The following is a 20475-nucleotide window of genomic DNA, read 5'->3' as shown; positions in this document are numbered from 1 at the left end:
AGACCGCTCATGCGCAGGAGTGTCCCTGATAGTGGTGTCGGATGGGGGTAGGTATCCAAACACTTGTAGGAAGTGTAGCGTGTCAACGCACCTTGGGCGTCAACGGTTGCATTACTGTGCGATAGAATGCCCGCGCTTTCCAGCGCGCTAGCGTTTAGGTTGCGTTAATGATGATATTTGTGGCCCGTTCAGCCCAGTCGACCATGGGTCGAGATAGCAAAAAGCCCGCACGATGGCGGGCTTTCGGTGTCAGCGGTCAGCTTACTTCTTGCTGGAGCGCTTGCGCTCGTTCTCTTTCAGCAGCTTCTTGCGCAGACGGATGAAGCTCGGCGTCACTTCGACCAGCTCATCGGAGTCGAGGAACTCGATAGCCTGTTCCAGCGTGAACTTCACCGGCGGCGTCAACACGATGTTTTCATCGTTGCCCGACGCGCGCATGTTATCCAGCTTCTTGCCCTTGGTGGGGTTGACCACCAGGTCGTTGGCGCGGCTGTGGATACCGACCAGCATGCCTTCGTACACTTCGGTACCGTGGTCGATGATCAGCTTGCCGCGCTCTTGCAGTGTATACAGAGCGTAGGCCAGCGCCTTGCCATCCACCATGGAGACCATGACGCCGTTGCGACGCTCGATGGCGGCATCGGGCTTCAGCGGGCCGTAATGGTCGAAACGGCTGGTCAGAATGCCGGTGCCCGACGTCAGCGTCAGGAACTGGCCACGGAAGCCGATCAGGCCACGTGCCGGGATGATGAAGTCGAGGCGCACACGGCCCTTGCCATCCGGGTTCATGTTGGTCAGCTCGCCCTTGCGGTAGCCCAGCTCTTCCATGATTGAGCCCTGATGCTGCTCTTCACAGTCGATGATGACTTCTTCGTAGGGCTCCTGCTTGACGCCGTCGATCTCCTTGATGATGACCTCGGGGCGACCAACGGCCAGCTCGAAGCCTTCACGACGCATGGTTTCGATCAGTACCGACAGGTGCAGTTCGCCACGGCCAGAGACCTTGAACTTCTCGGGCGTTTCGCCCTGCTCGACGCGCAGCGCCACGTTGTGGATCAGCTCCTGGTCCAGGCGATCCTTGATGTTGCGGCTGGTGACGAACTTGCCATCCTTGCCTGCGAACGGCGAGTCGTTGACCTGGAAGGTCATCGAGACGGTGGGCTCGTCTACGGACAGCGGCGGTAGGGCTTCGACGGCGCTCGGGTCACACAGGGTGTCCGAGATGGACAGCTCTTCGATACCGGTAATGCACACGATATCGCCAGCGGTGGCTTCGGTAGTTTGTACGCGCTCGAGGCCCATGTGGGTCATGACCTGGCCGATCTTGCCCTTGCGCACCTTGCCATCCACGCCGATCACCGAGATCTGCTGGTTGGGCTTCACGGAACCGCGCTTGATGCGGCCCAGGCCGATGACGCCGACGTAGCTGTTGTAGTCCAGGGCAGAGATCTGCATCTGGAACGGCCCATCGACTTCGACTTTCGGCGGCTCGACGATATCGACGATGGCCTGGAACATCGGGTCCATGTTGTCGGCCAGCTCTTCCGGGTCCATGCCCGCAATGCCGTTCAGGGCCGAGCAGTAGATGATCGGGAAGTCGAGCTGGTCGTCGGTGGCGCCCAGGTTGTCGAACAGATCGAAGATCTGGTCGATGACCCAGTCAGGCCGTGCGCCGGGGCGGTCGATCTTGTTGACCACCACGATGGGCTTGAGGCCCTGCGAGAAGGCTTTCTGGGTCACGAAGCGAGTTTGTGGCATCGGGCCGTCCACGGCGTCGACCAGCAGCAGCACAGAGTCCACCATGGACATGACGCGCTCTACTTCACCGCCGAAGTCGGCGTGCCCAGGGGTGTCCACGATGTTGATGTGGTAATCCTTGCCATTGCTATCTTGCCACTGAATAGCCGTATTCTTGGCCAGGATGGTGATGCCGCGCTCTCTCTCCTGGTCATTGGAGTCCATGACTCGCTCCTGACCCTCGGCCTTGCGGTCGAGCGTTCCGGACTGGCTTAACAGTTTGTCTACCAAGGTAGTTTTACCGTGGTCAACGTGGGCAATAATGGCAATGTTGCGAAGATTCTCGATCACGACGCGATCCTGCTGGAAAAATAGGGCGGCATTATAGGGTCTGGGTACGGTCCACTACCAGCACTGTCTTAAATAAAGCACCAAGTCAATAACCTAAACGCGGCAGTTTTCGCCTTCGTGACGGTTCCGTTAAGATAGGCGTTTTCCCAGTTGGGGCAGGCACATGACCATCGGTAACCTGATGCGTTTGTTGAGCGATGGCGAGGTTCATTCCGGTGAACAGTTAGGGGAGGCGTTAGGCGTTTCCCGAGCCGCCGTGTGGAAACAGTTGAAGAAACTCGAAGCGCTAGGCGTGGAGCTGGTCGCCGTCAAAGGGCGAGGCTATCGCTTGGCTTACCCGCTCGAGCCGTTGGATGGGGCGCGTATCGTCGAGCGGCTACCTGCGGATGCCCGTCATTTGCTGGCGCGTCTGTTCGTCGAAGACCAGCTGCCCTCCAGTAACGAGTACCTGCGTGAGCGGTTTTCACAGGGTGCAGGCCACGGCGAAGTGTGTTTCGTCGAGCTGCAGACGGCAGGGCGCGGACGGCGCGGCCGTGTCTGGTCGACGCCCTGGGGGCAGAGTCTGATGGTGTCCATGGGCTGGCGCTTCGAATCCGGCGTCAATGCTCTGGAGGGGCTAAGTCTCGCGGTGGGCGTCGTGGTCTCTCAGGTGCTCGAACAGTATGGCGTGGCGCCCAAGCTGAAGTGGCCCAACGACGTGCTGTTGGCCGAAAACGAGGGCGAGCTCGGCAAGCTGGCGGGCATTTTGATCGAAGTGACCGGCGATGCCGCTGGCCCCTGTGAAGTAGTAATCGGCATCGGCATGAACTTGATGCTGCCGGATAGCCTGCGGGCGACCATCGACCAGCCGGTGGCCGCGTTATTCGATACGCAGCCCGGTATCTCACGTAATCAGCTGGCGGCAGACATGGTCGCTGGGCTGCTGAGCATGTTGGCGGGGTTCGAGAGCGGTGGGTTCGCGCCCTGGCTCGACGCCTGGAACCAGCGCCATGCTTACTCAGGGTTGCCCATTCGGGTCATCCAGGGGGGGCGCACCAGCGACGCCGTTGCAGGCGATGTCGATGAAAGTGGTAACCTGTGGGTTACTGAAAACGGTCACTCGCGACGCCTGTCGGGCGGTGAGATTAGCGTACGTAGGCGTCTATGATTCTGGATTTGGATATCGGCAACACGCTGTCGAAGTGGCGGCTCAAGGATGCCGAGAGCAGCGAGATCCGCTCACGCGGGGCCGTATGGACCCGGGAGGAGTGGCGTCCAGGGGCGGATATTCCGGACCTGGGCGTAGTAGAAGCGGTGCGCATTTCCAGCGTGGCCAGGGCCGCCGTGCTGGACGAAACTGTCGCCCTGCTCCGCCGCCAGGTGCGTCAGGTCCATGTGGCGCGCTCGACACCCGAGGCGCTGGGCGTCGTCAATGGCTATGAGGAGCCCGGCCGCCTGGGCGTAGACCGTTGGATGGGGGCCTTGGCGGGTTACCAGCTGGCCGGCGGCTGCTGTGCGGTGGACTGCGGCAGTGCCATTACCATCGACTTCGTGTTGCCGGGCGGGGGGCATTTGGGGGGCTTCATCATCCCGGGGTTACGGTTGATGAAGGAGAGTCTCAAGCTGGGCACCCGCAATGTGGCCATCGACCCCGATAGCGAGGCCGATGCGCTGCTGGAGCCTGGCAGGCGCACGGTGGATGCCGTCAACCATGGCATCTACATGGCGGCGGTCAGTGCCATCAATCGCATTTACAGTGAGGTATGTGACCAGCAAGGCGTGGCGCTGCCCATGCTGTTGACGGGCGGGGATGCGCGGGTGGTGTCGCGCGGGGTCCAGGTGCCCCATGCCGTCTGGCCCGACATGGTGTATGGCGGCCTCGAAGCCACATTTCCGCTGACCTTCGCCGAGCGCGCAGGCAAGATGTCGGGTGCGCCGCAGGTGCCGGAGCCGGTTTCGTTGGAAAAAATTCGCGCAGGGCTTGCATTCTCCATGCTGCTTTGACAGAATGCAGCGCGTTCCAAAGCAGATGTGGTCGAGTCGCAACGCTGATTGGTTAAATCAGTAGACAGTAAAAGTCTCGAAAATAAAGAGATTTTGGCTTGACACTGTTTTGAGGGCTGGCATAATGTGCCGCCACAGCTGGAGAGGTTCCCGAGTGGCCAAAGGGAGCAGACTGTAAATCTGCCGCGAAAGCTTCGAAGGTTCGAATCCTTCCCTCTCCACCAGATTGTATGAGTGCTGATTTGTCAGTGCTTGTGAATGAAAGGCCGGTAAGCGGGCATTAGCTACTGTTTCTCGTGCAGCGGATTGTCATTCTTCAGGCAAGTTCGGCGGGCGTAGTTCAATGGTAGAACCTCAGCCTTCCAAGCTGATGGTGCGGGTTCGATTCCCGCCGCCCGCTCCAGTTTGATGTGTTTGGCTCATGTAGCTCAGGGGTAGAGCACACCCTTGGTAAGGGTGAGGTCGACGGTTCAATTCCGTCCATGAGCTCCATATTGCGAAAAAAGCGAGCGATGCTCGCTTTTTTTGTATTCGCCCGCGGCAGCGGGTGTGATGTAAGGGTTGTCAGGCGGAAAAATTTTCGCTATCATGGCGCCCGCTCTTGCGCAGGTAGTAAATTGCGCATTTGACGATACAGGCCAGTAGCTCAATTGGCAGAGCAGCGGTCTCCAAAACCGCAGGTTGGGGGTTCGATTCCCTCCTGGCCTGCCAATCTTCCCCAGGTTGGCATGTCTTTCTAGAATTCCTTTGTCGCTCGCTGCACCCTTAGGAGTCTCGTTTTTATGAAGCCTAGTTCCGTAAAACATGGCGATGAGGTGCAACAGGCGCGCCATGACGGGCTCAAGTGGGCGGCGGCTGTAGCGCTGCTTGTTGTTGCAATCGTTGGTAATACCTATTTCGCCGATATTGGCCTGCTCTATCGCGTCCTCGGTGTCGTCGTGCTGTGTGCGTTGGCAGGGTTGATTGCACTCACCACCGCCAAGGGTCGCGACCTGATCGAGCTTGCTGTCAGCGCCAGGAAAGAGATTCAGCGCGTTGTATGGCCAACCCGTCCTGAAACCATTCAAACGACTGCCATCGTGCTGGTGGCGGTGCTGGTGGTGGGGTTGATGCTGTGGTTGATTGACACTCTTCTTGGCTGGGCGATGTCCGGCGTTATTGGTTAGGAGTTTTCATGTCCAAACGTTGGTACGTCGTCCACGCTTATTCCGGCTTTGAGAAGCATGTCATGCGCTCGCTGATCGAGCGTGTGAAAATGTATGGCATGGAAGATCGCTTTGGCGAAATCCTGGTGCCGACGGAAGAAGTGGTCGAGATGCGCGACGGCAAGCGCCGCAAGAGTGAGCGCAAGTTTTATCCTGGCTATGTGCTGGTCGAGATGGAGATGGACGACGAAACCTGGCATCTGGTGAACGAAACGCCGCGTGTCATGGGGTTCATCGGTGGCACCAAAGAGAAGCCGGCGCCCATCACCAGTCGCGAAGCCGAAGCCATTCTTCGTCGTGTGAAGGACGGCACCGACAAGCCGCGTCCCAAGACCATGTTCGAGCCGGGTCAGTCCGTGCGTGTCATCGATGGTCCATTTGCCGATTTCAACGGTGTTGTTGAAGAGGTGAACTACGACAAGAGCCGTCTGCAGGTCAGCGTGCTGATCTTTGGCCGTGCGACGCCTGTAGAGCTTGAGTTCTCTCAGGTAGAAAAAGAGTAATTTCAAATTGTTGCAGGATGGCGCCGTGGGTGCCGTCCTGGATTCATGTAAAGCAGCCCCGCGCTGCTTTACGCGTACCGGGGAGCCGTCAGGCGTTATCACCCAATTGGAGTAATTATCATGGCCAAGAAAGTACAGGCTTACATCAAACTGCAGGTTGCTGCAGGTAAAGCCAACCCGAGTCCGCCCGTAGGCCCCGCGCTGGGTCAGCACGGCGTGAACATCATGGAATTCTGTAAGGCGTTCAACGCCGCGACTCAAGAAGTTGAGCCGGGCCTGCCGACGCCTGTCGTAATTACCGTCTACTCAGACCGTAGCTTCACGTTCGTCACCAAGACACCGCCTGCTGCCGTACTGCTGAAAAAAGCAGCGGGCATCAAGTCCGGTTCTGGTGAGCCGAACAAGAAGAAGGTTGGCACCGTGACACGTGCGCAGCTGGAAGAGATCGCCAAGACCAAAGAGCCTGACATGACGGCTGCTGATCTTGAAGCCGCAGTGCGTACCATCGCTGGTAGCGCTCGCAGCATGGGCTTAAACGTGGAGGGTCTCTAATCATGGCTAAACTGTCCAAGCGCGCCAAGATGATTCGCGAGAAAGTAGACAGCAACAAGGCTTACTCTCTGGAAGAAGCCGTTGCCCTGCTTGCTGAGCTGTCAACCGTGAAGTTCAAAGAGTCTCTGGACATTGCGATCAACCTGGGTGTTGACCCGCGTAAATCCGACCAGGTCGTTCGTGGCGCTACCGTCATGCCTAACGGCACCGGTAAAGAGGTTCGCGTGGCTGTGTTCACTCAGGGTGCCAACGCCGATGCGGCTAAAGAAGCCGGCGCTGACATCGTGGGTATGGAAGAGCTGGCCGAGCAGGTCAAGAAAGGCGTGATGGATTTCGACGTCGTCATCGCTTCTCCGGATGCCATGCGCGTTGTTGGTCAGCTGGGCCAGATCCTCGGTCCGCGCGGCCTGATGCCGAACCCGAAGGTCGGTACCGTGACCCCTGATGTGGCCACTGCGGTCAAGAATGCCAAAGCGGGTCAGGTACGTTTCCGTACCGACAAGAACGGCATCATCCACACTACGCTGGGTAAGGTCGATTTTGACGCGACCGCCGTTCAGGGTAACCTGGAAGCACTGGTAGCTGACCTGAAGAAGCTCAAGCCGAGCTCTTCCAAAGGCATCTACTTCAAGAAATTCACCCTGTCCACTACCATGGGCCCGGGTTTGACTATCGACCACTCCTCGCTGGTTTAAGCGAGTCGAGGATAGTCCCGCTGGCGGCACGAGCGAAATCTCGTGTTGCCGGTGGCTGGAACCGAGCAAGAACTTTGCGGTCCCTCGCTGAGCTTTATGCCAGATGAGGCACCGTCAAAGACCGCAGGTGCCGCCGCTTTTCTGAAGTGGCGGCTTAATCGCCCTAAAGCGCCTGCGCAGATGGTGTGGCCGCCAGTTGGTTAACGCTTTTAGCAACCGCTTTCTGGTGAGCACCATCCCCTAAGGCTTCCTGTGCCGCTGTTGGGCCTGGAAGAGATGGTAACCTCCGGAACCTTGACGGGTTTCGGCACGAAGGAGTGATCACTGTGCCACTAGCACTTGAAGGCAAGAAAGCGATTGTTGCCGAGGTCAGTGAAGCGGCCAAGGGCGCACTCTCCGTCGTAGTTGCCGATTCTCGCGGCGTCACGGTCGGTAAAATGACCGATCTGCGCAAGCAGGCGCGTGAGAATGGTGTAGAGCTGCGTGTTGTTCGTAACACGCTGGCTCGCCGCGCACTCGAAGGCACCCAGTGGGAGTGTCTGAACGAGAGCTTCGTTGGTCCTACTCTGCTGGCTTTCTCCACTGAGCATCCGGGCGCTGCCGCTCGTCTGTTCAAGGAGTTTGCCAAAGCCGAGCAGAACTTCGAAGTCAAAGCGTTGGCCTACGAAGGTGAGCTGATTCCGGCTGCTGACATCGATCGTCTGGCAACCCTGCCGACTTACGACGAGGCAATTGCCAAGTTGATGTCGGTCATGAAAGAAGCCTCCGCTGGCAAGCTGGTTCGTACCCTGGCCGCCCTGCGCGACCAGAAGCAAGAAGCCGAAGCTGCCTAAGCAGCGTTTCTTGCGGGCCGCGTTATCGACACGCCGCCTGAACCTGCAATAAATCCCGAGTTCTCGGTTGTCCGAGACTCCCGCAAAGTTAGGAATGGAACAATGGCACTGACCAAAGACGATATCATCAATGCTGTAGCCGACATGTCCGTAATGGAAGTTGTCGAGCTGATCGAAGCGATGGAAGAGAAATTCGGCGTTTCTGCTGCCGCAGCCGTTATGGCTGGTCCGGCTGCTGCTGGCGAAGCTGCTGAAGAGCAGACCGAATTCGACCTGGTACTGGCGTCTGCTGGTGACAAGAAAGTTAACGTCATCAAAGCCGTTCGTGAAATCACCGGTCTTGGCCTGAAAGAAGCCAAAGGCGCTGTTGACGGCGCTCCGGCGACCATCAAAGAAGCGATGTCCAAGGACGACGCTGAAGCTGCCAAGAAGAAGCTGGAAGAAGCTGGCGCAACCGTCGAGCTCAAGTAATCCTTGTGCTGATGGCTTTACGCGCTGCGTAAGCTTCCACGGCTGGCGGCGGGCTATCCCGCTGCCGGCCTTTTTCTGTTGTAATATGCTGCCGTGCAGCGAAACGACAGAGCCGCTGCGGTAAAAAGCAGCACAATAGCAGGACCGTTGTTGTGAAGCGTACGTTGTTGTAATGCGTCAGTTGTAAAGCGTGAGCGTGTCGGCAGGCAACAACGAAGCGCGGACAGCACTACCGTAACACTGTTATCTATCAAGATTTTTGACGGCGAGCTACCGATTAAGGAGCTTGCTGTCTGCGTCTGAAACGCCCGCGGGCAGATGACCACGCATCGGTCACCCATGGTGAACAAGCTGGGGAATACAGATGGCTTACTCATATACTGAGAAAAAACGCATCCGCAAGGATTTCGGCAAACTGCCCCAAGTGATGGATGTGCCTTACTTGCTGGCCATCCAGCTTGATTCCTACTACGACTTTCTCCAGCAGGATCGTTCGCCTGATGAGCGGCACGAAGTGGGTCTGCACGCGGCATTCAAGTCCGTGTTCCCGATCGAGAGCTTCTCGGGTAACGCCGCGCTGGAGTATGTCAGCTATCGCTTCGGTACGCCGGCGTTCGATGTGAAGGAGTGTCAGCTGCGTGGCGTGACCTACTCCGCCCCGCTGCGCGTCAAGGTTCGCTTGATCATCTATGATCGCGACTCCTCGAACAAGGCTATCAAGGATATCAAAGAGCAGGAAGTCTACATGGGGGAAATCCCCCTGATGACCGAGAACGGTACCTTCGTTATCAACGGTACCGAGCGGGTAATCGTTTCCCAGCTCCACCGCTCACCCGGTGTGTTCTTCGATCATGACAAGGGCAAGAGCCACTCTTCCGGCAAGCTGCTCTACTCTGCTCGCGTGATTCCTTACCGTGGCTCATGGCTCGACTTCGAGTTCGACCCGAAAGACAACGTCTTCGTGCGTATCGACCGTCGTCGCAAGCTGCCGGCTTCCGTGCTGATGCGCGCGCTGGGCATGAGTACCGAAGAGATCCTCGACGAGTTCTTCGAAACCAGTACCTTCCATATCGAAAAGTCTGGCTTCTCCGTGGAGCTGGTTCCGTCGCGCCTACGCGGTGAAACCGCCACCTTCGACATCAAGGGTGCCGATGGTGAGCTGATCGTCGAAGAAGGCCGTCGGATCACCCAGAAGCACATCCGCCAGTTGGAAAAAGCGGGTCTGGAGCGTCTGGAAGTGCCGATGGAGTATCTGTTCGGCAAGACGCTGGCCAAAGACCAGATCGACACCAGGACGGGCGAGCTGATCTGCCCGTGCAACACCGAAATTACCCCAGAAGTGCTGGAGCGCATGGCTCAGGGCGGCATTACCCTGATCGAAACGCTCTACACCAATGACCTGGACTGCGGTTCCTTCGTTTCCGACACGCTGAAGCTGGACACCACCAGCTCGCAGCTGGAAGCGCTGGTCGAAATCTACCGCATGATGCGTCCTGGCGAGCCGCCCACCAAGGAAGCCGCCGAAACGCTGTTCCACAACCTGTTCTTCACCGAAGACCGCTACGACCTGTCGGGCGTGGGCCGGATGAAGTTCAACCGTCGTCTGCGTCGTGACTCCGACGTGGGCTCCGGTGTATTGGACCGCAAGGACATCCTCGATGTGCTGCGCGAGCTGATCAACATCCGTAACGGCTTTGGTGACGTCGACGATATCGACCACCTGGGCAACCGTCGTATCCGCTGCGTTGGCGAAATGGCCGAGAACCAGTTCCGTGTAGGTCTGGTGCGTGTCGAGCGTGCGGTGAAAGAGCGTCTGTCCATGGCGGAGAGCGAAGGCTTGATGCCCCAGGACTTGATCAACGCCAAGCCCGTGGCGGCGGCGGTGAAAGAGTTCTTCGGTTCCAGCCAGCTGTCCCAGTTCATGGACCAGAACAACCCGCTTTCCGAGGTGACTCACAAGCGTCGTGTGTCGGCACTCGGCCCGGGCGGTCTGACCCGTGAGCGCGCAGGCTTCGAAGTACGTGACGTACACGCCACGCACTACGGTCGTCTGTGCCCGATCGAAACGCCGGAAGGCCCGAACATCGGTCTGATCAACTCGCTGGCCACCTACAGCCATACCAACAGCTATGGCTTCCTGGAAACGCCGTACCGCAAAGTGAATGCCTGTCAGGTCACTGACGACATCGTTCACCTGTCGGCGATCGAGGAGGGCGACTTCGTTATTGCCCAGGCGTCGGCGGCGGTAGACGAGTCTGGCAAGCTGATCGATGACCTGGTGCAGGTACGCCATCGCGGCGAAACCACCTTCATGCGTCCTGAGCAAGTGACGCTGATGGACGTGTCTCCGCGTCAGGTGGTCTCGGTCGCAGCGGCCTTGATCCCGTTCCTGGAGCACGATGATGCCAACCGCGCCTTGATGGGTGCGAACATGCAGCGTCAGGCCGTTCCGACCCTGCGTGCCGACAAGCCGCTGGTCGGTACCGGCATGGAGCGTTTCGTGGCCCGCGACTCCGGCGTATGTGCCGTGGCGCGCCGAGGCGGCGTCATCGACTCCGTGGATGCGCGTCGTGTGGTGGTGCGGGTCAATGAAGATGAGATCATCGGCGGCGAAGCCGGCGTCGACATCTACAACCTGACCAAGTATACCCGCTCCAACCAGAACACCTGTATGAACCAGCGCCCCATTGTGCGGCCTGGCGACAGCGTGGCACGCGGCGATATTCTGGCCGACGGCCCGTCTGTCGACATGGGGGATCTGGCTCTGGGCCAGAACATGCGCATCGCGTTCATGCCCTGGAACGGTTACAACTTCGAAGACTCCATCCTGCTCTCCGAGCGTGTCGTTCAGGAAGATCGCTTCACCACGATTCACATTCAGGAACTGACCTGTGTGTCGCGTGACACCAAGCTGGGGCCGGAAGAGATCACTTCCGATATCCCCAACGTCGGTGAATCGGCGCTGGGCAAGCTGGACGAAGCGGGCGTTGTGTACATCGGTGCTGAAGTCGGCCCCGGCGACATTCTGGTGGGTAAGGTAACGCCGAAAGGTGAAACCCAGCTGACGCCGGAAGAGAAGCTGCTGCGCGCCATCTTCGGTGAGAAAGCCTCTGACGTGAAAGACACCTCCCTGCGCGCCCCCACCGGCATGAAGGGTACGGTCATCGACGTTCAGGTGTTCACCCGTGACGGTGTCGAGAAGGACTCCCGTGCCCTGTCCATCGAGCAGATGCAGCTGGACGAAGTACGCAAGGACCTGCAGGAGACCTACCGGATCGCCGAAGACGCGACGTTCGAGCGCCTGAAGCGCACCCTGGAAGGTCAGGCCGTCAACGGTGGCCCGAACCTGAAAAAAGGCGACGTGCTGAGCGAGACGTACCTGGACGAACTGCCCCGTCAGCAGTGGTTCAAGCTGCGTATGCAGGACGAAGCCTACAACGAACTGCTGGCCCAGGCCGATGAGCAGCTCGAAAATCGCCGTAAAGAGATGGATGAGCGTTTCGAAGACAAGAAACGCAAGCTGACCCAGGGCGACGACCTCGCGCCGGGCGTGCTGAAAATCGTCAAGGTCTACATGGCGGTCAAGCGTCGCATTCAGCCAGGCGACAAGATGGCCGGTCGTCACGGTAACAAGGGTGTTATCTCCGCGATCATGCCCATCGAAGACATGCCGTTCGACGAGAAGGGCGAGCCGGTGGACGTGGTACTAAACCCGCTGGGTGTACCGTCGCGCATGAACGTCGGTCAGATCCTGGAAACCCACCTGGGCATGGCGGCACGTGGCTTGGGTGTCAAGATCGAGGCCATGCTGCGTGATGCACGTGGTCAGCAGGTTGCGGAAATTCGTGACTTCCTGGGGCAGGTCTACAACACGCCTGGCACCCGCATGGAGGACATCGATTCGCTGACCGATGAGGAAATCATCGCGCTGGCGAAAAACCTCAAAGGCGGTGTGCCCATGGCCACGCCGGTGTTTGACGGTGCCAAAGAGCACGAGATCAAGCACCTGCTGAAGCTGGCGGACATTCCGGAATCCGGTCAGATGGTGCTGTACGATGGTCGTACCGGCGATGCCTTCGACCGCTCGGTCACCGTTGGCTACATGTACATGCTGAAGCTTAACCACCTGGTAGACGACAAGATGCACGCGCGTTCTACCGGTTCTTACTCGCTGGTGACTCAGCAGCCCTTGGGTGGTAAGGCACAGTTCGGTGGTCAGCGCTTCGGTGAGATGGAAGTGTGGGCGTTGGAAGCCTACGGCGCTGCGTACACGCTACAAGAGATGCTCACCGTCAAGTCGGACGACGTCGAAGGCCGCACCAAGATGTACAAGAACATCGTGGATGGCGACCACACCATGCAGGCAGGCATGCCGGAATCCTTCAACGTACTCGTGAAGGAAATCCGCTCGCTGGGCATCGATATCGAGTTAGAGAGCTAGGAGCCGTCATATGAAAGATTTGGTGAAAGTACTCAAATCGCAGTCTCAGTCCGAAGAGTTCGACGCGATCAAGATTACCCTCGCGTCGCCGGACATGATTCGCTCCTGGTCGTTTGGCGAGGTGAAGAAGCCCGAGACCATCAACTACCGTACCTTCAAGCCGGAACGGGATGGTCTGTTCTGCGCCAAGATCTTTGGCCCGGTCAAGGACTACGAGTGTCTGTGCGGCAAGTACAAGCGCATGAAGCACCGTGGCATCATTTGTGAGAAGTGTGGCGTCGAAGTCACCAAGGCTGCCGTGCGCCGTGAGCGCATGGGCCACATCGAGCTGGCCTCGCCGGTCGCTCACATCTGGTTTTTGAAATCACTGCCGTCGCGTATCGGCATGTTCCTCGATATGACCCTGCGTGATATCGAGCGCGTGCTGTACTTCGAAAGCTTCGTGGTCATCGACCCGGGCATGACCACGCTGGAGCGTGGTCAGCTGCTCAACGACGAGCAGTACTTCGAAGCCCTGGAAGAGTTCGGCGATGACTTCGACGCCCGCATGGGTGCCGAAGCCGTTCAGGAACTGCTCAAGGACATCGATCTGGAAGAAGAGATCAACACGCTGCGCGAAGAGATTCCGCAGACCAACTCTGAAACCAAGATCAAGAAGCTCTCCAAGCGCCTGAAGCTGCTCGAAGCGTTCTACCACTCCGGCAATGCGCCGGCGTGGATGGTCATGGAAGTGCTGCCCGTGCTGCCGCCGGATTTGCGTCCGCTGGTGCCGCTGGACGGTGGCCGCTTCGCGACCTCCGATCTCAACGACCTCTACCGTCGTGTGATCAACCGTAACAACCGCCTGAAGCGTCTGCTGGACCTCAATGCGCCGGACATCATCGTGCGTAACGAGAAGCGTATGCTGCAGGAAGCGGTGGATGCGCTGCTGGACAATGGCCGTCGCGGCCGTGCCATCACTGGTTCCAACAAGCGTCCGCTGAAATCCCTTGCTGACATGATCAAGGGTAAGCAGGGCCGTTTCCGTCAGAACCTGCTGGGTAAGCGTGTCGACTACTCCGGTCGTTCGGTCATCACCGTGGGCCCGACCCTGCGTCTGCACCAGTGTGGTCTGCCGAAGAAGATGGCCCTCGAGCTGTTCAAGCCGTTCATCTACTCCAAGCTGCAGTCGCTGGGCCATGCGTCCACGATCAAAGCCGCGAAGAAGATGGTCGAGCGTGAACTGCCGGAAGTGTGGGATATTCTGGCCGACGTCATCCGCGAACACCCGGTACTGCTCAACCGTGCACCGACCCTGCACCGTCTGGGTATCCAGGCGTTCGAACCGCTGCTGATCGAAGGCAAGGCGATCCAGCTGCACCCGCTGGTGTGTGCGGCTTACAACGCCGACTTCGACGGTGACCAGATGGCGGTCCACGTACCGCTGACCCTGGAAGCCCAGCTCGAAGCGCGTGCGCTGATGATGGCCACCAACAACGTGCTGTCGCCTGCCAACGGCGAGCCGATCATCGTGCCGTCGCAGGACGTTGTTCTGGGTCTGTACTACATGACCCGTGAAAAGATCAACGCCAAGGGCGAAGGCATGGTGTTTTCTGACCTCAACGAGGTAGAGCGTGCCTTCGGTACTCAGTCCGTCTCGCTGCATGCACGCGTCAAAGTGCGCCTGGATGAAGTGGACGTCGACGAAGAGACCGGCGAGCGCTCCAGGCATCGTCGCCTGTACGACACCACCGTGGGTCGTGCCCTGCTGTTCCGCATTCTGCCGGAAGGCGTACCGTTCGCGCTGATCGATCAGCCGATGAAGAAGAAGGCGATCTCCAGCCTGATCAACGAAGTGTATCGTCGTGCGGGCCTCAAGCCCACGGTCATCTTCGCTGACCAGCTGATGTACACCGGCTTCCGTCTGGCGACCTGGTCCGGCGCCTCGATCGGTGTCAACGACTTCGTCATTCCCGAGGCCAAGACCGATATCGTCGACGCGGCCGAAGCCGAAGTCAAAGAGATCGAAGACCAGTTCTCGTCCGGTCTGGTGACCGCAGGCGAGAAGTACAACAAGGTTATCGACATCTGGTCCAAGGCCAACGACAAGGTGGCCAAGGCGATGATGGTAGGTATCTCCAAGGAGACCGTCGTCGACCGTGAAGGCAATGAAGTGGAGCAGGACTCCTTCAACAGCGTCTTCATCATGGCCGATTCCGGTGCCCGTGGTAGTGCCGCCCAGATCCGTCAGTTGGCGGGTATGCGTGGCCTGATGGCCAAGCCGGATGGCTCGATCATCGAAACCCCCATCGTGGCCAACTTCCGTGAAGGTCTGAACGTACTTCAGTACTTCATCTCGACCCACGGTGCGCGTAAAGGTCTGGCGGATACGGCCCTGAAAACGGCCAACTCCGGTTACCTGACTCGCCGCCTGGTCGACGTGGCCCAGGATCTGGTGATCACCGAAATCGACTGTGGCACCGAGAACGGTCTGACGCTGCACCCGATCATCGAGGGTGGCGACATTATCGTACCGCTGTCACAGCGTGTACTGGGCCGAGTGGTGGCGCAGGACGTCATCGATCCGAGCACCGAAGAAGTGCTGATCCCGCGCAACACGCTGCTCGACGAGAAGTGGTGTGCATCGCTGGACACCATGGGTGTGGACGAGATCATCGTGCGCTCCACCATTACCTGTGACACCGCCCATGGCGTTTGTTCATCCTGCTACGGCCGTGACCTGGCGCGTGGCCATCAGGTCAACATCGGTGAGTCGGTGGGTGTCATCGCTGCCCAGTCCATCGGTGAGCCGGGTACCCAGCTGACCATGCGTACGTTCCACATCGGTGGTGCGGCATCGCGTTCCTCGGCGGTCGACAGCGTACAGGTGAAACACGGCGGTAAAGTACGCCTGCACAATATCAAGCACGTTGAGCGTGCCGACGGCAAACTGGTGGTGGTGTCTCGTTCAAGCGCCCTGGCCGTCGCCGACGATCATGGTCGTGAGCGTGAGTACTACAAGCTGCCTTACGGTGCCGAGCTGTCGGTTCGCGACGGTGACGTCGTCGACGCTGGTACGATCGTGGCCAAGTGGGACCCGCACACCCATCCGATCATTGCGGAAGTGGAAGGTAAGGCCCAGTTCATCGATCTCGACGAAGGTGTCACCATGCACCGCAGCGTCGATGAAATGACTGGCCTCTCCTCCATCGAGGTCATCGAGTCCGCCGCCCGCCCGATGGCCGGCCGCGACAAGCGCCCGATGGTGATGCTGCAGGACGCCGCAGGCGAGTACGTGTCCGTGTCCGGTTCCAACACGCCGGTACAGTACCTGCTGCCCGGCAACTCGATCATCTCCGTGGACGACGGCTCGACCATCGGTGTGGGTGAAGTCGTTGCCCGTATCCCGGTAGAAGCCTCGGGTAACAAGGACATCACCGGTGGTCTGCCGCGGGTAGCCGACCTGTTCGAAGCGCGTAAGCCGAAAGAGTCGGCCATTCTGGCGGAAATCAGCGGTGTGGTGAGCTTCGGTAAAGAGACCAAGGGCAAGCGTCGTCTGACGATCACCCCGGAATCTGGCGATCCGTTCGAAGCGCTGATTCCGAAATGGCGTCAAATCGCCGTCTTCGAAGGCGAAGCCGTCGAGAAGGGCGAAGTGATTTCCGATGGCCCGAGCAACCCGCACGACATCCTGCGCCTGCTGGGTGTGGCGGAGCTGGCCAAGTACATCACTGCCGAAGTACAGGACGTATACCGTCTGCAGGGCGTGGGCATCAACGACAAGCACATCGAAGTCATCGTGCGTCAGATGCTGCGCAAGGTGGAGATCACCGATTCCGGCGACTCTGACTTCATCACCGGCGACCAGGCAGAACTGGTGCGCGTGCTGGAGCAGAACGAGCGCCTGGAGAAAGAAGGCAAGTTCCCGGCCAAGTATCAACGTTTGCTTCTGGGTATCACCAAGGCCAGCTTGGCCACCGAATCGTTCATTTCGGCGGCGTCGTTCCAGGAAACGACCCGCGTATTGACCGAGGCGGCGGTCACCGGCAAGCGCGATTACCTGCGTGGCCTGAAAGAAAACGTGGTAGTTGGACGTCTGATTCCGGCAGGTACCGGTCTGACTCACCACGCAGAGCGTCGTCGCAAGCGCGAAGACGTAGAGCGTCTGTTCAACCCCTCGGCTACCGAGGTTGAGCAGGAGCTGGGTGCTCAGTTGACCGCCCTGGATTCAGACGACGATCTGTAACCCAGGACAGGCCACGAGCAGCCAAGAGCGGCTGACCCTGAATGGCAGGAACCTGGCGGTAAACCACCGCCAGGGCTTGACGCCAGGCAGGGGCAGCCTTTAGAATGCGCAGCCTTTAACAGTGGGGTGGGTGCGCCCGCATCCGCTGCTTGTATTTGTTAATAGGCCAAGGCAACCATTGGAGTCAGCTAAACACCATGGCAACGATTAATCAGCTAGTGCGCAAGCCGCGCAAGCGCCCCGTCACCAAGAGTGACGTGCCTGCGCTTCAGGCATGCCCGCAAAAGCGCGGCGTTTGTACGCGCGTTTACACCACCACCCCCAAGAAGCCGAACTCGGCCCTGCGTAAGGTTTGCCGTGTGCGCCTGACCAACGGTTTCGAAGTCTCTTCTTACATCGGTGGTGAAGGTCACAACCTCCAGGAGCACTCTGTTGTTCTGATTCGCGGCGGTCGTGTAAAGGATTTGCCAGGTGTGCGTTATCACACCGTTCGTGGCGCCCTTGACACCTCTGGCGTACAGAACCGTAAGCAGGGTCGTTCCAAGTACGGTACCAAGCGTCCGAAGTCCTAAGGCGCTGAACGTAGCCTCGCGGAGCGCTGCGGTGTTACCTTTTTAACCGAATATGATGGTCTGATAAGAGTAAGGTCGGGCGGCGCCAAGAGCGCAAGCAGGTTCCGAGTTTACCTGAAGGATCCTTAATTGAGGGCTTATCATGCCTAGAAGAAGAGTTGTAGCTAAACGCGAAATCCTGCCGGATCCCAAGTTCGGAAGTGAGCGTCTGGCGAAGTTCATGAACCACCTGATGGTCAGCGGCAAGAAGTCCGTAGCTGAGCGCATCGTCTATGGTGCGTTGGACAAGGTTGCCGAGCGTAGTAAAGAAGAGCCGCTGGAAATCTTCGACAAGGCGCTGGAAACCATCCAGCCGATGGTCGAAGTAAAGTCGCGCCGCGTGGGTGGTGCTACTTATCAGGTGCCGGTTGAAGTTCGTCCGTCACGTCGCCAAGCGCTGGCAATGCGCTGGCTGGTAGACGCTGCGCGTCGTCGCGGTGAGAAAACGATGGTTCAGCGCCTGGCAGGTGAAATGCTGGATGCCGCTGAAGGCAAGGGCTCTGCTGTCAAGAAGCGTGAAGACGTGCACCGTATGGCAGAAGCCAACAAGGCCTTCTCTCACTATCGTTTCTAAGCTCGACGTTTCTGGGTTCGTATCGGTTTCTGCCGGTTGCACAGCGTTAAAGGTCTTTATCGTCATGTTGCAACACTCCGCCGCTATCGTTGTCGATGGCGGCGGTGGCATAAGCAGAAATGGTACCGCTGGATCAACGAGCATCGCCAACTAACGGGAGTTTCACCGTGGCACGCAAAACACCGCTTAATCGCTACCGTAACCTGGGGATTGTGGCTCACGTCGACGCAGGTAAAACTACCACCACTGAGCGTGTATTGTTTTACACTGGCGTAAACCACAAGCTGGGCGAAACGCATGAGGGTGCGTCTACGACCGACTGGATGGAGCAGGAGCAGGAGCGTGGTATCACTATCACCTCTGCTGCTGTAACCACCTTTTGGAAGGGGATGAATCATCAGTTTGATGAGCACCGTATCAACATCATCGACACCCCCGGGCACGTTGACTTCACTATCGAAGTTGAGCGTTCTCTGCGTGTTCTCGATGGTGCGGTCGTTGTACTGTGCGGTTCCTCCGGCGTTCAGCCGCAGACCGAAACCGTATGGCGTCAGGCCAACAAGTACGAAGTTCCGCGCATGGTCTTCGTCAACAAGATGGACCGTACCGGCGCTGATTTCTTCATGGTTGTCGACCAGCTGAAAGAGCGCCTGGGTGCCAACGCCGTGCCGATCCAGATTAACTGGGGCACGGAAGAAGACTTCAAGGGCGTTATCGACCTGATCGAGATGAAGGCTATCCTCTGGAACGAGGAAGACCTTGGAACGAGCTATGAGCTTGTAGATATCCCTGCAGAGTTGGTCGAAACCGCTGAAGAGTACCGTGAGCAGATGGTCGAAGCCGCTGCCGAGGCCTCTGAAGAGCTGATGGACAAGTACCTTGAAGAAGGCGAGCTGAGCGTCGCTGAGATCAAGGCAGGCCTGCGCGCCCGTACATTGGCAAGCGAAGTCGTTCTAGTCACCTGTGGTTCTGCCTTCAAGAACAAAGGTGTTCAGGCGGTTCTGGACGCAGTAGTTGAATATCTGCCGTCACCAACGGAAGTCAAGGCCATTGAAGGTGAGCTGGACGACAAGGATGGTACTGTCGCAACTCGTGAAGCTGACGATAATGCTCCGTTTGCTGCACTGGCGTTCAAGATTGCTACCGACCCCTTCGTTGGTACTCTGACCTTCATTCGCGTCTACTCGGGCGTTCTGAAGTCTGGTGACGGCGTCTACAACTCCGTCAAGCAGAAGAAAGAGCGCGTTGGTCGTATCGTTCAGATGCACGCTAATACACGCGAAGAGATCAAGGAAGTACTGGCGGGCGACATCGCGGCCTGTATCGGCCTGAAAGACGTCACCACCGGTGACACCCTGTGCGATATCGATGACAAGATCGTTCTCGAGCGTATGGAGTTCCCGGATCCGGTGATCTCGGTTGCTGTTGAGCCGAAATCTAAAGCTGATCAAGAGAAAATGGGCGTTGCGCTTGGCAAGCTGGCCCAGGAAGATCCTTCGTTCCAGGTCAAGACCGACGAAGAGACCGGTCAGACCATCATCTCCGGTATGGGTGAGCTGCACCTGGACATCATCGTTGACCGTATGCGTCGCGAGTTCAAGGTAGAAGCCAATATCGGTAAGCCGCAGGTCGCCTACCGCGAAACCATTCGCGGCAGCGTCGAGCAGGAAGGCAAGTTCGTGCGTCAGTCTGGTGGTCGTGGTCAGTTCGGTCACGTCTGGCTGCGCATCGAGCCGCTGACTGCAGAAGAGAAGGGTGAAGGCGAAGAAGAGATCTTCTTCAAGTTCAACTCTGAAATCGTGGGTGGTGTGGTTCCCAAGGAATACGTCCCTGCGGTTGAGAAGGGTGCTTTCGAGCAGCTGAAAAACGGTGTCATCGCCGGTTACCCGATGATCGACGTCAAAGTCACGCTGTTTGATGGTTCCTACCATGACGTGGACTCGAACGAGACTGCGTTCAAGATTGCTTCTTCCATGGCAGTGAAAGAAGGTGCCCGGAAGGCCAAGGCCGTGCTGCTGGAGCCGGTGATGAAGGTCGAAGTCGTGACCCCCGAAGATTTTATGGGTGACGTCATGGGCGACCTGAACCGTCGTCGCGGCCTGGTGCAGGGCATGGATGACTCTTCCTCTGGTAAAGTCATTCGTGCAACGGTGCCACTGGGTGAGATGTTCGGTTACGCAACCGATCTGCGCTCACAGACCCAGGGCCGTGCGAGCTACTCTATGGAGTTCGCGAAGTACGAGGAGGCGCCCTCCAGCGTCGTTGAAGCCGTCATCAACCAAAACGGTTAACCG

Annotated in this window: 14 protein-coding genes and 4 tRNA genes; 17 read left to right on the top strand and 1 reads right to left on the bottom strand. The window is 58.4% G+C overall.

The genetic code is table 11. The features are described from left to right. Positions 1–261: 261 nt before the first annotated feature. Positions 262–2088 (bottom strand): translational GTPase TypA, encoded by a 1827-nt coding sequence (gene typA, locus B7L72_RS01095; protein ID WP_016915760.1) that lies wholly within the window; start codon positions 2086–2088, stop codon positions 262–264. A 163-nt stretch (positions 2089–2251) separates the two neighbouring features. On the opposite strand from typA, the gene B7L72_RS01090 reads away from it, so the two are divergent. The 17 genes from B7L72_RS01090 to fusA all read left to right on the top strand — a co-directional run bounded on the left by B7L72_RS01090 (position 2252) and on the right by fusA (position 20472). Next, the gene (locus B7L72_RS01090; protein ID WP_081192079.1) at positions 2252–3235 is read left to right on the top strand and encodes a biotin--[acetyl-CoA-carboxylase] ligase; all 984 of its coding nucleotides are present in this window, start codon (positions 2252–2254) and stop codon (positions 3233–3235) included. Continuing rightward, positions 3232–4071: a type III pantothenate kinase gene (locus B7L72_RS01085; protein ID WP_081139233.1), complete on the top strand. Its 840-nt coding sequence runs from the start codon at positions 3232–3234 to the stop codon at positions 4069–4071. Before B7L72_RS01090 ends, B7L72_RS01085 begins: the two co-directional genes overlap by 4 nt. A 140-nt stretch (positions 4072–4211) precedes the next feature. Further along, positions 4212–4295, top strand: a tRNA-Tyr gene (locus tag B7L72_RS01080). Positions 4296–4400: 105 nt separating this feature from the next. Beyond that, a tRNA-Gly gene (locus B7L72_RS01075) sits at positions 4401–4474 on the top strand. Between the two features lie 14 nt (positions 4475–4488). Continuing rightward, positions 4489–4563, top strand: a tRNA-Thr gene (locus B7L72_RS01070). 143 nt (positions 4564–4706) lie between these two features. Next, positions 4707–4782 (top strand) — tRNA-Trp (locus B7L72_RS01065). A 71-nt stretch (positions 4783–4853) separates the two neighbouring features. Then, positions 4854–5237 carry a preprotein translocase subunit SecE gene (gene secE, locus B7L72_RS01060; protein WP_081192077.1) on the top strand — a complete coding sequence of 128 codons (384 nt, stop codon included), beginning with the start codon at positions 4854–4856 and terminating at the stop codon, positions 5235–5237. A gap of 8 nt (positions 5238–5245) precedes the next feature. Then, complete coding sequence (gene nusG, locus B7L72_RS01055) at positions 5246–5779, top strand: transcription termination/antitermination protein NusG (RefSeq protein WP_058579844.1); 534 nt, start codon at positions 5246–5248, stop codon at positions 5777–5779. Positions 5780–5899: 120 nt separating this feature from the next. Beyond that, complete coding sequence (gene rplK / locus B7L72_RS01050) at positions 5900–6331, top strand: 50S ribosomal protein L11 (RefSeq protein WP_081139235.1); 432 nt, start codon at positions 5900–5902, stop codon at positions 6329–6331. A gap of 2 nt (positions 6332–6333) precedes the next feature. Further along, a complete protein-coding gene (gene rplA / locus B7L72_RS01045; RefSeq protein WP_081139236.1) occupies positions 6334–7026 on the top strand; it encodes a 50S ribosomal protein L1 in 693 nt (230 codons plus the stop codon). 326 nt (positions 7027–7352) lie between these two features. Beyond that, positions 7353–7859 carry a 50S ribosomal protein L10 gene (gene rplJ, locus B7L72_RS01040; RefSeq protein ID WP_081139238.1) on the top strand — a complete coding sequence of 169 codons (507 nt, stop codon included), beginning with the start codon at positions 7353–7355 and terminating at the stop codon, positions 7857–7859. Between the two features lie 102 nt (positions 7860–7961). Then, the gene (gene rplL, locus B7L72_RS01035) at positions 7962–8330 is read left to right on the top strand and encodes a 50S ribosomal protein L7/L12 (protein ID WP_016915768.1); all 369 of its coding nucleotides are present in this window, start codon (positions 7962–7964) and stop codon (positions 8328–8330) included. A 364-nt stretch (positions 8331–8694) separates the two neighbouring features. Then, positions 8695–12771 carry a DNA-directed RNA polymerase subunit beta gene (gene rpoB / locus B7L72_RS01030; protein WP_081192075.1) on the top strand — a complete coding sequence of 1359 codons (4077 nt, stop codon included), beginning with the start codon at positions 8695–8697 and terminating at the stop codon, positions 12769–12771. Positions 12772–12781: 10 nt separating this feature from the next. Then, the gene (gene rpoC / locus B7L72_RS01025) at positions 12782–16996 is read left to right on the top strand and encodes a DNA-directed RNA polymerase subunit beta' (protein ID WP_081192073.1); all 4215 of its coding nucleotides are present in this window, start codon (positions 12782–12784) and stop codon (positions 16994–16996) included. A gap of 197 nt (positions 16997–17193) precedes the next feature. Beyond that, on the top strand, positions 17194–17568 hold the full coding sequence (rpsL, locus tag B7L72_RS01020) for a 30S ribosomal protein S12 (protein ID WP_009098973.1): 375 nt from the start codon (positions 17194–17196) through the stop codon (positions 17566–17568). A 142-nt stretch (positions 17569–17710) separates the two neighbouring features. Continuing rightward, positions 17711–18181: a 30S ribosomal protein S7 gene (gene rpsG / locus B7L72_RS01015; protein WP_016915771.1), complete on the top strand. Its 471-nt coding sequence runs from the start codon at positions 17711–17713 to the stop codon at positions 18179–18181. Positions 18182–18348: 167 nt separating this feature from the next. After that, positions 18349–20472 carry an elongation factor G gene (fusA, locus tag B7L72_RS01010; protein ID WP_016915772.1) on the top strand — a complete coding sequence of 708 codons (2124 nt, stop codon included), beginning with the start codon at positions 18349–18351 and terminating at the stop codon, positions 20470–20472. Positions 20473–20475: the final 3 nt, after the last annotated feature.

Origin of the sequence: Halomonas sp. BC1 (genome assembly GCF_002078135.1) — a bacterium.
GTDB lineage: Bacteria > Pseudomonadota > Gammaproteobacteria > Pseudomonadales > Halomonadaceae > Vreelandella > Vreelandella stevensii.
Note: the sequence above shows the minus strand (reverse complement) of the source record. Positions and strands in the feature narration are given on the sequence as shown.

Bases quoted from the DNA above. Each gene is read 5' to 3' on its own strand.
- rplL (WP_016915768.1), top strand. From the start codon at position 7,962: ATGGCACTGACCAAAGACGATATCATCAATGCTGTAGCCGACATGTCC.
- rplK (WP_081139235.1), top strand. From the start codon at position 5,900: ATGGCCAAGAAAGTACAGGCTTACATCAAACTGCAGGTTGCTGCAGGT.
- rplA (WP_081139236.1), top strand. From the start codon at position 6,334: ATGGCTAAACTGTCCAAGCGCGCCAAGATGATTCGCGAGAAAGTAGAC.
- B7L72_RS01090 (WP_081192079.1), top strand. From the start codon at position 2,252: ATGACCATCGGTAACCTGATGCGTTTGTTGAGCGATGGCGAGGTTCAT.
- B7L72_RS01085 (WP_081139233.1), top strand. From the start codon at position 3,232: ATGATTCTGGATTTGGATATCGGCAACACGCTGTCGAAGTGGCGGCTC.
- rpsL (WP_009098973.1), top strand. From the start codon at position 17,194: ATGGCAACGATTAATCAGCTAGTGCGCAAGCCGCGCAAGCGCCCCGTC.
- rpsG (WP_016915771.1), top strand. From the start codon at position 17,711: ATGCCTAGAAGAAGAGTTGTAGCTAAACGCGAAATCCTGCCGGATCCC.
- rpoC (WP_081192073.1), top strand. From the start codon at position 12,782: ATGAAAGATTTGGTGAAAGTACTCAAATCGCAGTCTCAGTCCGAAGAG.
- secE (WP_081192077.1), top strand. From the start codon at position 4,854: ATGAAGCCTAGTTCCGTAAAACATGGCGATGAGGTGCAACAGGCGCGC.
- rpoB (WP_081192075.1), top strand. From the start codon at position 8,695: ATGGCTTACTCATATACTGAGAAAAAACGCATCCGCAAGGATTTCGGC.
- nusG (WP_058579844.1), top strand. From the start codon at position 5,246: ATGTCCAAACGTTGGTACGTCGTCCACGCTTATTCCGGCTTTGAGAAG.